The 12,968-nt window shown below is 52.6% G+C and carries 6 protein-coding genes; 1 reads left to right on the top strand and 5 read right to left on the bottom strand.

The features are described 5' to 3' along the window. Positions 1-24: 24 nt before the first annotated feature. The gene (locus Q31b_RS08735; protein WP_146599270.1) at positions 25-2,028 is read right to left on the bottom strand and encodes an AI-2E family transporter; all 2,004 of its coding nucleotides are present in this window, start codon (positions 2,026-2,028) and stop codon (positions 25-27) included. Between the two features lie 159 nt (positions 2,029-2,187). After that, positions 2,188-2,655, bottom strand: coding sequence for a PA2169 family four-helix-bundle protein (locus tag Q31b_RS08730; protein ID WP_146599269.1), 468 nt, complete (start codon positions 2,653-2,655; stop codon positions 2,188-2,190). 787 nt (positions 2,656-3,442) lie between these two features. On the opposite strand from Q31b_RS08730, the gene Q31b_RS08725 reads away from it, so the two are divergent. Next, entirely contained in the window at positions 3,443-4,900 is a 1,458-nt protein-coding gene (locus tag Q31b_RS08725) for a sulfatase family protein (protein ID WP_146599268.1), read from the top strand. A 26-nt stretch (positions 4,901-4,926) separates the two neighbouring features. Here Q31b_RS08725 and galB read toward each other — a convergent pair whose 3' ends face one another. The 3 genes from galB to Q31b_RS08710 all read right to left on the bottom strand — a co-directional run bounded on the left by galB (position 4,927) and on the right by Q31b_RS08710 (position 12,926). Next, positions 4,927-8,751, bottom strand: coding sequence for a beta-galactosidase GalB (galB, locus tag Q31b_RS08720; protein ID WP_197171199.1), 3,825 nt, complete (start codon positions 8,749-8,751; stop codon positions 4,927-4,929). 268 nt (positions 8,752-9,019) lie between these two features. Next, positions 9,020-10,378, bottom strand: a complete 1,359-nt coding sequence (locus Q31b_RS08715) for a hypothetical protein (protein WP_146599267.1) — start codon at positions 10,376-10,378, stop codon at positions 9,020-9,022. Positions 10,379-10,439: 61 nt separating this feature from the next. After that, entirely contained in the window at positions 10,440-12,926 is a 2,487-nt protein-coding gene (locus Q31b_RS08710; RefSeq protein ID WP_390622314.1) for a glycoside hydrolase family 95 protein, read from the bottom strand. Between the last annotated feature and the right edge of the window lie 42 nt (positions 12,927-12,968).

The following is a 12,968-nucleotide window of genomic DNA, read 5'->3' as shown; positions in this document are numbered from 1 at the left end:
CCGGACTATCCGCAGGCTGGAAGCCTACGCCACGGGGGTGGGGGCGCGTCGTTTGAGGATGGAATCGATTTTGGATCGTGTTTTCGAGTAAGACGTGGTCATGCTGGTTGCACCCGCTTTGCGAAACTTGACGAAAAGCTTGTCATGGTTCTTGAATTTGCCGAGACAAGAGACAAGGATGGGGCCGACGTATCCTTCACCACGAATCGATTTGCAAAGATAGCGGGCTTGCGCAAATCCGCCTTTCGGTAAGACGATAATCACAACGGCGGCAGGTTCGCGTTGCACAATCTGTTGTCCAATCTCTTGAGGAAGCATGTCGTCTTCGATGTGGTCGAGCTGGTAATGTCCGACGCCACCGATGCGTAGTAGGTTCAATAGCAATGTTTCGCTGAAGTGATGGGAAGTACAACCGATGATCGTCGGAATCGATGGATCGTCGTAAACGCTAGACCCAGGCTTATCTTCGAGCTTCTCTACGGGCATTTCTACGGGTATTTCTACGGGTATTTCTTGGGGCACTTCTTTGGGCACTTCTTTGGGCACTTCTTTGGGCACTTCAGCGGTAGAGTGGACGTGTTCTTTAAGTTGCGAAATAAGCCCGCCAGCCAATGCTAACAAGCGATCGGCGTCAGCGCTGCTGAGATGCTCGTTGTTGTGATCAAGTCGGATGCGTTTCAGCGCCGGGATGATAACTTCATCGCATGTAGCATCAAAGTCGTTCTCGTTCACATGCTGGAATAGCATCTGCTTAGCGCGATGATGGTCGCTCGCAAGCAGTCTTTGATAGAAACGCATAGCCGCTTTGATCTCGACTTCTTCACCAAACAGGGTGGATAGCACTTTAAAACGAGGCACATACCGACCCAAGACCACCAGACAAACCGTCAGTGGGGTCGACAGCAGTAGACCGACGGGTCCCCAGAGCCAGCCCCAAAACACCGCTGCGACAATCACGGCGACGGCCGAGATGCCTGTGCTGGCCCCGTAGAGCCAAGGTTCGAGAACGTTGTTGCTCAACAATTCCATTGTGATAATGAGGGTCAGTACGGCGAGTGCTACGCTGTAGCCGGGGAAGACCGACAAGGCAATCGCCATTGGAAAGACGGCTGCAGTGGTGGGGCCGATGTACGGCACGAAACGCAGGCACGTTGCCAACACACCCCATAGGATCGCATTGGGAAAGATGCCGTCCTCGGTCAACGTTCCGCCGATGATGAGCAGACCAACTGAGAGGACAAAACCATAAGACGTATTCACGATGGATTGCGCGATTAGATACCGGCTGATTCGACCGGCGGCCTCATCCAACGCATCCGTCGTCGTCACATAGTTACCGTGACTGACAATCGAAATGGTTCGGTCTCGCAAATCTTCACGATGGACGAGCATGAACAGAGCGAACACGCTTACCAAACCCGCTGTTGCAAGTGGACCTAGAACGGTGCCAGCCGTCGTTGCCCAACTTGCAAGCGAATTGCTGTCGTTTACCTCTTGAACGTAAATGGGTGAAGCGATGGACTTGCCATCGGTTGCCTTGTCAACCGATCCTGTCGGAGTGGGTAATAACTCATCGGTCCATCTCTGTAGGAATGACCTGTCTTCCTCTATTTCCGTTTTTAGCTCTTCCGTCCCACCCATCGCGTCGGAGACCTCCTCTGCAAGTTCTCCCAGTGACCCACCAACCCCAGAGGTCATCCCAGCCACGCTTCGAGCTTTTGAGACGAGTTCACCTTTGTGTTTTGGCAGGTCACTGACCAGTGTCGTCAGCTCACGACCGATCAATGTGAATCCACCCGCCAAAAACAGGAATGCTAATACAGCTGTAGAAACAACTGCCATCACGTTCGGAATGCCCCATCGTTGCAATCGATTGACAATGGGGCTTAGCAGGAATGACAACAACAATCCGAGTGCTAGCGGGATAAACACATCACGAGCGAAGTACAACGCGGCGACCGTCAAGATGACTGCCAGCAATTGTGCGACGGCGGCGATGGTCGCAAGATCCGATTTAGGGTTCGTCATTCAATGTTTCGTGGATGGAAAGATTCCTCGTTGCTTACGGCATGGATGCAAGAACGCCTCCGGCGACGAGACGGCGGATTGATCCTTTCGCCGGTTCGTCGCGACCGTCAAAGCGAGCGAGAGGGCTCGCCTTTTCGATGGCAATGATAAGCAGCCTACTTATTTCTTGTAGGCATCGCGTAGGTCTCGAACTTTGTCGTGACCAGCTTTCACCTTTGCGTACTGTTCCGTTAGAACATCGTTCATTGCACTTCCAGCCGTTTCCTTCAGCACATCCTCGTACGCTTCTTTGATGTGGTCTTCGCCACGCTCGGCTTCGATCAGGATCACGTAGGGATCGCCACCGTTGATCTTGCTTCGGATATTGATCCAAATGCGGTGGGTCTTGGCGGCAACGCTGCCATCGTCTTCGGCATCATCGCCGTTGAAGTCGACGTAATTTTGTAATTCGCTGGCCATCGCGGATCGTTCGTCACCGAGTTCTTTGAAGAGTACCTTCAGTCTAGAGTCATCAATCTCCTCTGCAGATTCGTGAAAACCGTTGTAAGAGTCGATGTTGGCGCGAATCAACTTTTGAAGCTTTTGAATGGTGTTTTCATTGAGGTCGGTTTTTGTTTCGAGTGCCATGGTTTATTCCGGGTAAAATAGAGATGTTTTAAAAAGCACTCGCGACGTTGCGGCGCTGGTTATTACTGAACGCAAACACCGTGCCGCATGCAGTTGGCCGCTAGCGTCCCACGGTTTGGGCCCTTTCGAGTCGTAGGACTGTTTGCTCATTGATCGAACTGAGTTCAAAACGACCACCGAACGGCTAAGCCTAAAAGCAAGGCTCTTTCGAAGCATTTGTGGGTTAGTAGGAAGTTGAGGAAGTTGTTTTTGAGGCATGGAAATAATTTTCCTTTAGGATTTGCAACTCCCTGGTGGTTTGTCAGAGTAAGTTTGTCCGGGTAAAATCGAAACGCCCTGTCAAACGGAGGTAAGGAGCGACTTCCCTACGGATAACTGGGGCAGACCGGGAAGGAGTCTTCGTCACGAAAACGCACCGTCGACGCTGTTTTGCTTCCGTTTAGCGGTTGGTTTGGATGCGTCTGGCTACCGCTGCGGAGTTCGCTGCGTAAAATGAGAAAGTCAACGCACGGCTTCAATCCGATGCCCTAGAATGAATAGCAAGCCTGCTAAACTCAAAACTCGAAGACGCAAAAAATAGACTGGTGGGACGTCCATTTAGAAATAAACGGAATGTTTATTCCACGGGTCCGTGATAGGTCGATTGGGCGAATCAGGTTGCCGTTGAGAGGTTCGCGGTACTTTTTATATCATGCAGCAAAAAAAGATTATGGAACAAGGACTTATGAAATATTTTGGAAGCACGTGGATGAGCTCGTACCAGCGTCGATTTTCAATAGGGTTTGCGATGGCCTTCGTATTGGGCATGGCAGCGATTCAAGCTGCAGCCCAGACCCCCCCCAATATTGTCTGGATCTTTTCGGACGACCATTCCTACCAAACGATTGGAGCCTATGACGGCCCTCTTGCATCTTTGGATCCATCGCCGAACATTGACCGGCTTGCACGTGAGGGCATGCGTTTTGATCACGCTTACGTGGGCAATTCAATCTGTGCACCGAGTCGCGCCACGCTGCTGACCGGTAAGCACAGCCATAGGAATGGGAAATACGGTAACCAAGGCTCGTTTGACCATGACCAGCAGCAGTTCCAGAAAATCCTACAGAAGAACGGCTATCAGACCGCGATGGTTGGCAAAATTCACCTGAGCGGAAAGATGCAGGGTTTCGACTACTGGGAAGTGCTCCCGGGTCAGGGGAAATATTACAGCCCCGATTTTGTCACCGAAAACGGAAAAACGACGTACCCGGGGCGTTATGTGACCGACGTCATCACCGAACGCACGTTGAACTGGTTAGAAAACGAGCGTGAGAAAGACAAACCGTTCATGTTGATGGTGCACCACAAGGCGCCACATCGAAACTGGCATCCCGCCGACCGCCACATGGACCTCTATGAAGACATCACGATTCCGGAACCGGCCAATCTCTTCGATGATTATGCCACCCGTGGAACGGCCGCCCACAAGCAGGATATGACGATCGAGAAAACCATGAGCATGAAGGGGGACTTGAAGATCGGAAACAAAACCCCACGCTACAAGAAACGGAATGATTGGTTTGCGGAAAACAAGCCGGAAGGCCGAGAACTGGTTCAATGGAAATACCAAACCTACATGAAGGATTACCTTCGCTGCACCTGGGCGGTCGATGAAAGCGTCGGAAAAGTTCTTCAGGCATTGGAAGATCAGGGGCTGCTTGAAAACACCATTGTGATGTATTCGTCCGACCAGGGTTTCTATATGGGTGAGCACGGCTGGTTCGACAAACGCTTCATGTATGAGGAATCGTTTCGTACTCCCCTGTTGGCACGCTGGCCTGGTAAGATCAAGCCAGGATCGGTCAATACCGATTTGGTACAGAACATTGACTTCGCGGAGACCTTTCTCGATCTAGCCGGTGCTTCGATTCCTGATGATATGCAGGGAGAATCGCTCGTTCCGCTGCTGAAAGGAGAAACGCCGAATGACTGGCGAGACTCGCTCTACTACCACTACTACGAATATCCAGCAACACACAGTGTCCGCCGCCATGAAGGGGTCTTCGATAAACGTTACAAGCTAATCCGCTTTTACGGCAGGGATGTGCCTGAAGGTGAAGAGTGGGAATTGTACGACCTAAAATACGATCCGTCCGAGATGAATAATGTCTACGGCAATCCAGAATATTCAGCCACCGTTGAGAAATTGAAGAACGAGCTGAGCCAACTGAGACAACTCTATGATGTTGAAGATGGCAAACAATAAAATAACGTCATCATGAACCGCCCACATTAGAGTGCTCGGTTTAATCCTTTCCGCTTCTTTGTCGATTTCAGTTTGATTTGATGGCCTCGCAGGCCGTCTGATTCGGCGGTCAGACTGATGTCACCCGGTTTGTTTTTTTTCGAACGAACAACCACAAGACAAAGACCATTGAAGACCTTATGGTTCACGGCTTGAAAGGATTCATGACTGGTGGGATCGCCGTTGCCCACCGCAATGATTTCTCCGGGGCCTTCAAGGGTGAACCGAACTCGGTTGTCGGATCGTGGCACGAGCAGTCCCTCAATATCCGAAACTTGAACGCGGACAAACGACAGGTCCCTTCCGTCAGCAGTGATCACCGTACGATCGGCCACGAGTTCGATCTTGGCCGCGTCGTCTGTCGTTTTTACACTCGATTCCGCCCATGGTTTCCCCTGATTGTACGTGACCACTTTCAACTCACCAGGCTCGTAGACGATCTCGTCCCAACGCAAACGGTATTCGTACTCGCCCTTCTTCCTTCGGCCTAGCGATTTTCCATTGAGGAACAGTTCTGCTTCGTCGCCGGAGGTGTAGACATGCACTGGCGTTACCTTGCCTATACGGTTTGGCCAATTCCAGTGAGGCAAGATGTGAGCCATCGGTAGCTCCGGTCGCCAGCGCGCCTGGTAGAGATAGAATCGGTCTTTGGGAAATCCGCAAAGGTCGATCATTCCAAAATAGGAACTGCGTGGGGGAATATGGTCACCGAGTCGCTTGAGCTCTGTCTCCATCCGCTGGCGCGCTTCAGGATCCGAGAAATTCAGTAGGTTGGTGGCATCGTTGTTGTAGGGGGTCGGCTCACCCAAGTAGTCAAACCCGGTCCAGACAAACTCACCGAACACACCCGGGAATCTATCTTGTGCAGTGAATTCAATGTCCGGATTGTTGGCCCATGGCGGCGCAGAAAGGTCGTAGCTGCTGACTTGGAACCAGCCGCCTGATCCTTTGCTCTTGTTGTTTGAGACCGGGAAGAAGTATTCGCCACGAGAACTGACCGTCGACGCCGTTTCGCTGCCGTAGAGCGGCTGGTCTGGATGCGTCTGGCGGAACTTTCCGTAAAGCTGAGGCTTGTAGTTGTAGCCGAACAGATCGATGGTTTTCTCAAAACCGTTGAAGCCGGCTGCAGGCATATTGCAACCGGCGGTTACGGGACGGGTTGGGTCCTCGGTGCGGACAATGTCAGTCAGACGTTGCGAAATCGCGTGACCGGCTTCGTGGTTTTGTTCGCGAATCTCGTTCCCGGTGCTCCACATCACGACGCAGGGATGATTGCGGTCTCGACGCACCATGGCGCGCAAGTCCTTTTCGTGCCACTGCGGGAAATGAAGGCTGTAGTCATTCGGAATCTTGCCCGTTTTCCAACAGTCAAACGCCTCGACCTGCACCAACATTCCCATACGGTCACAAAGATCCAATAATTCAGGCGCTGGCGGATTATGGGAAGTCCGAATGGCATTGCAGCCCATCGATTGCAAGATTTCGATCTGCCGCTCCATTGCCCGCGTGTTAACCGCCGATCCCAATGGCCCGAGATCGTGGTGCTGGCAGACTCCGTTCATTCGCACAACCTTTCCGTTTAGCAGGAACCCTCGGTCGGCATCAAATTCGATGCTGCGGATGCCAAACGTCGTCTCGACCACATCAACGACCATGTCATCCTGGTTGATCGTGGTCTTGAGAACATAAAGGTTGGGTGTTGCCAAGTCCCAAAGCTTCGGCGCGTCGATCTGGATGGTGCAATTGGCACCGGGTTGGTTCGCCACAACCTCGGACGTGGCCATCAAACGAACTTCATGCTGTACTTTGGTGGATTCATCAGCACCTTCCACTTCGGTACTGATCTGAACCGTTGCGACTTGATGAGTGACGGTTGGCGTCGTGACTGCGACACCCCATTGGCCAATGTGTACCGGGTGACACTTGACGATTCGAACGTTTCGGTAAATTCCGCCGCCTGGATACCATCGCGATGATTCGGGTTTATTGTCCAATCGTACGGCGATTGTGTTCCGTTCGCCGGGATGGAGGTGATCGGTTAACTCAAAACGAAAAGAAGAATATCCGTACGGCCACTCACCAATAAACTCGCCGTTTAGCCAAACGGAAGTGCCAGACATGGCTCCATCGAACTCAATAAAGATGCGTTTGCTTGCGTCCGATTCATGAGACGGAAAGCTCTTTCGATACCAACCGATGCCAGCCCATGGCAGTTTTCCGGTTCGGTTAGGGAGGTCATCCCGGAACGGACCTTCGATTCCCCAATCGTGAGGGAGGTTCAAAACTCGCCATGAGGAATCATCAAACGAGGGCACTTGCAGATCCTGTGGTTCCGCTCGTAGGGAACCGTCTGGCATCCAACCAAAGCGTTCGAATCGCCAACCTTCGTTGAAGACGATCGTTTCCCGTCCGCTCTCGGCAACCGAAACCGACGGGCTGACGGGGGGGGCCTCCTCCACGGTCGAAGCGGGTGCGGTGTTTGCCTTGTCCCTCGTGCGGTTCTTCCCCTTTCTCTCCTTTGCGTTGCTGTCACTCGTCTCGGCTTGTTTTGCCAGGAACGCTTCCATCTGCTTGAGCAGTGGTGTTCCGGCCATCCATTCTTTCCAGTTGACACGGCCCTCCTTGCCTCCTTTCACAACGCCTTGGTTGTATTCAAATCCTTCGCAAGAAACGTTCTCGATGACTGGAACCCAGCTGCCCTCGGTACCGTCCCTGACAACGCCGATCGATGGACCTCTGACCCGTTTTTGTTTCCGATCGTTTTCATCAAACCTGAGATTTTTCAGGTAGGGTTTAGGAACGCTGCCCAACCCCTTCGTCGATATCGCTGCGTTGGTTCCAAAAATGGCGTGGATGTTTTTCACCGTCGTTCCATCTGCAAACCGCCCTGGACGGAACTTGGGATCACCCTCATGTTTCTTTTCCACAAAACCACTACCCATCTTGACAGCCCAAGCACAACTTTTTGCTTTAACACCGTCAATCTTTACCATGCCATTTTGAGCCGTATGTGGGCCGAGCATGACAGCGGTCAAGCCGTTTTCGCAGTAAATGTTCTTGGCGGTAATGTCCCGGATACCTGCGTATTCTCCTCCGGCACCCGTCTCTAATCGGAAAGTAACACCACCACCGTAGGCAGCGAGGTTCATAAAGTGAATTCTTTCTCCACCATGCATTTGAACCAAACCGTAACCAGGACTGGAGTCGGTACTGATTAGGTCCATCACCAAGCCGTCGGTTGGTCCCGACACCTCTGGTTTGTCCGTCCCGCTCGTTTTCACAGGAGTAAAGATGACTGCGCAGTAGGTCGTGAAGCTGTCTTTCACGAGCAGGTCGGAAATTAAGAAATTTCGGACGCCCCTGCAATTGATTGTTCGTATTCCTTCTCCTGGATGACTGCCGCGATCCGAATAGTCGACGATGAATTTACCGCCCACTCCACGGATGCTGACGTTTTCGATATGCCCTTCATCGCCATCAAGAGAAAAGACGACCGTCTTTGTACCGGTCGGCCAATACGGTTTGATCACGGTATCATTTTCAATCAGCAGATGCACATTGGACTTCATCGTGATCCCTCCGAAGGAATAAGTCCCCTTGGGCAAAAACAAGATTCCGCCACCGCCAGCCGATTCCGTATCAATCGCCTTCTGCAGTTTGTCACTCTGATTGCTTTGGCCATTGTCATCCACCATTCCAAGTTCCGTTACGAGGTTTTTAGTCAACCCGTGTGGATCCATGGTTTCGGTATACGAAGCGTTTGCCGTGGGAATCCAGGCGAGCGTGGCCAGTAGGAGGAGAAGGTTTTTCATATTGATAATCATTTACTCACGAATTTCTCTATCCCGATAGGGATTCCAAGCCACTAGCCGTGGGTCGCGTAGCGCTCCCACAGTCAATGAATGTTAAAGTGTTTTTCGACCCCGAAGGAGACTGCTGAAGTCGTAGCATTTCTTTCAGGCCGGAGGCCGACATCGCCTTGCCGCTGGCATAAACCACCGGATCAAAGGCGATCCGATCCATTCCGGTAGCTCACGCCACCGGCAGGGAATGTTTCGGCCTCCGGCCTAGGTTCGCTCCTTAACGATCTTTCTTCTTGACCCGCTCGTTCTTCTTCTCTTCTCTTTGCTCAGTGCCCTGTTCGGTCTTGTCCCCTTTTTGATAGTTCTTCATCGCTTTCTTGTCTGCGAGCTCGTCATGGCCAGGTAGTTTCTTTGCAAACTCCCATCTTGCGGATCCCTGCAATTCAGTTCCGTCGGAGGTGACGATTCCATCGTTGTACTTAAACCCTTCGGACGTCACGTTCTCAATGGTTACTTTATAGGCATCGTTTTGTATCGCGAGACGAAAGACGCCAACCGATGGTCCGACAAAGTAGGCCGCCCCCGGCATCACTTTCAGCTCTTTGATGTACTCCTCAGGCGTTTCGTGGGCCGACTTCTTACTAATCTGCGCTGTCGTCCCAAAGACAGCGTGGACGTTTTTCACGTAGCTTTCACTGCCAAAGATGCCCGGTTTCGCATTCGGGTCATTTGCAATGTCTTTCTTCGCTGGCGGGCCACCACCGCCAATTGCCACCGCCCATTTACTGCTGATCGATTTCACACCATCAATGTATACATTTCCATTCTGCACGGCATGAGGGAACAGCACGACGGCCTCGGATCCATTCTCATTGACAATGTTCTTTCCGTAGATTTCATGCACTCCAGCGTACTGGCCCCCAGCGCCGGTTTCGAAACGCAAAGTCACACCGCCACGAGAATAGAGGTTTTCAAACAGCAGGTTTTCCCCGCCGTGAGCCTGGACCAATCCATAACCGTGGCTTGAATCGAATGCGCTGCAATCGCGAACGGTTCCGTTTGTCGGACGGAAGACTTCCCACTTATTCGCACCATCCTCTTTGGCAACGGTGAAGGTCATCGCGCTATAAGGCGTACGGCTGTCGAGAATATTCGCATCGGCGACGAGGAAGTTGCGAACCTTTCCAAAACGGATGAAACGCGGGCCGGCGACCAGTCCTGCATTGGAATAGTCGATCGTGTATCTGCCGCCCACACCTCGAATGCTGACATTTTCAACAAACTTCTCTTTTGCTTTATCATCGATACTGAACACACCCGATTTTGAACCGGGAGTCACAATCGGCTTGATGACCGTTCCGGCCTCTATCAGAATATGCACGTTCGACTTGATTTCGATTCCATTAAACCGATACGTTCCTCTCGGGATGGTGAGGTTTCCACCACCCGCGGAGGAAAGCTCATCAATCGCTTTCTGAAATTTCTCGCTCTGGTCGCTTTGGGCATTGTCGTCGATCAGCCCACCGTCCGTTGCAAGGTTTTTCGTTGGAGCTTTCGGATTCATGACTTCGCTGTATTCGGCCCGTGCAGCCGGTAGCCAAGCAAGCATCGCCAGTAGGATGAGTGTCTTTTTCATAGGGATGTTTCCTGACTGCCGGTACGTAGTCGATGACCGCGTTGTCTACTTCATTTATGGGCTATTTCGTCGGCGGCCAGACCGTCGATTGGCCCTTCTTTAGCGAAATCAGCTCGCTCAGTTGGTCTTGGGCGTAAATGCGGAATGCCCCATCCCGGCCTGCGTGAATCGTTGCCTGAGCCAGCTGTCCGTTCTTCCATTCGATGTCGACTTCCATTCCGCCGCGTGCCTTGAGTCCGTTGATTTTTCCGTTGGGCCAAGCCGACGGCAGCGCCGGAAGCAGGTGCAGAATATAGGGTGCGTCGGCCAGCGATTCGTCTGGAACGACTGGCACAAAATGCCTCGATTGCTTTGGATCCATTTGGTAGGCCACAAACGCGGCTTCCTCGATCGTTTTCGCATCGGAATTCACGCTGCGGAGGTGGCTCTGTAGCAGCATTTCACACACTCCCGCCGCCCCGCCAAAGTTGCCGTCGATCTGGAACGGCGGATGAAAATCGAACAGGTTCGGGTACGCACGTTTGGAGGTCAGGAATTCATAGATCTTGTGCGCCCGGTCGCCGTTGTGCAGACGCGACCAGAAACAGGTTTTCCACCCGGTACTCCAGCCGGTGGATTCGTCGCCCCGGTGCCTCATCGTCACCAGAGCAGCCTCGTACAACTCTTTCGTTGTCAGAGGCGAGATGTCACGGCCTGGATGTAACGCAATCAAATGCGAGATATGGCGATGCGTGTCCGTTGGGCTGTCCCAGTCCTCGGGCCACTCCTGCAGCTGGCCATGCTGGCCGATCTTCTGGGGGCAGAGTTTCGGGATCATCTTTTGTAGGGTTGTTCGAAAGTCCTCATCGCGTCCGAGAACCGTGGAGGCTTCAATACAATCTGTGAATAGATTTAGCACCAGTTGTTGATCCCACGAAGCGCCGTAGACCTGCTTGTTCAGTTTGCCATGCGGTTTGACAAGGTAACTATTCTCCGGAGACCAGGTGGGATAGACGACGAGGGTGCCGTCCTTCCATGGAGCGAGAAACTCGACGAAGAACTCCGCCGCACCCTTTAGGATCGGATAGATCTCTTCGAGATATGCCCGATCTTGATTGAAGGCATAGTGATCGAACAGGTTCTGGCAAAGCCAATGCCCAGATTGCTGGTTGCGACGCCCATGGACATTCTGGGCGGTGAAGCCGAAGACATTGCCGTTCAGCCCCATACTCCAGCCCTTGTGGACACCAAAGGTTTCGCGTGCCGTATGGACGCCTGATTCAGCAAGGATTTTCGTCCACTCCGTGAAGGGACGGAATGATTCCGACAGGTTTGCCGGGTCCACCATCCAGTAATTCATCTCGACGTTGATGTCGGTGTGATAATCGCAGTTCCACGCCGGTTTCAGGTCCGCGTTCCAGAGTCCTTGAAGGTTGGAGGGAACCGGTGCCCCACGCGAGCAGCTCAGTTGCAGATAGCGACTGTAGTGGAAGTACAGGTTTTCCAGTTCCAGACTTCCATCGCCGGCCACGAGCTTGTCGGTGGTCAATCCAGACGGCTGGAAATCGAGTTCCAGCCGACAACGGTTCATCACGGCCGAAACATCGTCGACATGCGATCTTTTGAGGTTCTCAAACCCAAGCTTGGCAGCGGCGTCAATCGCATGTTCGCAATCCCCTCGATAGTCCCGACCTTTGAACGTCGGGTAGACCGGCAGGTAATCACAATAGCCCGCCAAAAAGATTGTCACTTTTCTGGCGTTTGAAATCTTGATCGAGCCATCAGCCTGCGACGCAACGTCTGCGTCGCCAGCATCGACCTGCACGATCTGCATGAACTCGACATCGTCCTGAACCATCTTCGCTTTACCGCTCAGGACGATCCGGTTGCCCGCTGCCTTTACTTTCGCCCCCGTGTGCTGAGTGGTGGTTTGAATCGTCAAGTCCAGCGTCGCATCTTCGGCAATATAACGGGCCACCACCACATCGTGAGGATAACTACAGAAGAATTCTCGTTTGTATTTCCCATTGCCGATCGAATAGCTGACGGTTCCGAGGCCGTTGCGTGAATCGAGTGAGCGACGGTAGTCGCGAACCGATGCCGGATCGTGTCCGCTGGAAATCAACAGATCGGTAAACGGCGCGTAGTTCCCCAGCGGCTCGGTACTGCTCAAATATTTCGTGGACAGGCTTTCCATGCTGCCCTCCTTGGTGCCGTATTTGTCGTCCCGGTACGCTTTTCGAACGGTCTCGAAATCAGTACTTGCAACCATTCGCGTTCCGGACTGAGCCACAGCGTCCAAACCTCGTTTGCTATTCATCCACAACGTGATGTCATTGATCAGCAGATGCTCGATATCGATACCACCGGAAAACATCGCTCCGAGTCGCCCGTTGCCCAGCGGCAGCGCGGTTTGGATGTAGCCAATCCCCTTGGGCTTTCCGGTTCGCGCGCCCAGCAGATTGTCTTTGGCTGGTGCATCGTATTGCAGGACATAACGTTCATCGGCAACGGTGACCGTTGCAAACGCCATGAGGATCACGAGTAGGGCTGCCGATCTTCTAATCATCATTCCGGGAGTCTTTCCTTGGTGTTGGCTTGGATTGTTTTC

This window comes from Novipirellula aureliae (assembly GCF_007860185.1).
In the GTDB taxonomy this organism is placed as follows: domain Bacteria; phylum Planctomycetota; class Planctomycetia; order Pirellulales; family Pirellulaceae; genus Novipirellula_A; species Novipirellula_A aureliae.
This window is presented reverse-complemented; position numbering and strand designations above follow the sequence as displayed.

Bases quoted from the DNA above. Each gene is read 5' to 3' on its own strand.
- Q31b_RS08735 (WP_146599270.1), bottom strand. From the start codon at position 2,028: ATGACGAACCCTAAATCGGATCTTGCGACCATCGCCGCCGTCGCACAA.
- Q31b_RS08730 (WP_146599269.1), bottom strand. From the start codon at position 2,655: ATGGCACTCGAAACAAAAACCGACCTCAATGAAAACACCATTCAAAAG.
- Q31b_RS08725 (WP_146599268.1), top strand. From the start codon at position 3,443: ATGGCCTTCGTATTGGGCATGGCAGCGATTCAAGCTGCAGCCCAGACC.
- galB (WP_197171199.1), bottom strand. From the start codon at position 8,751: ATGAAAAACCTTCTCCTCCTACTGGCCACGCTCGCCTGGATTCCCACG.
- Q31b_RS08715 (WP_146599267.1), bottom strand. From the start codon at position 10,378: ATGAAAAAGACACTCATCCTACTGGCGATGCTTGCTTGGCTACCGGCT.
- Q31b_RS08710 (WP_390622314.1), bottom strand. From the start codon at position 12,926: ATGATTAGAAGATCGGCAGCCCTACTCGTGATCCTCATGGCGTTTGCA.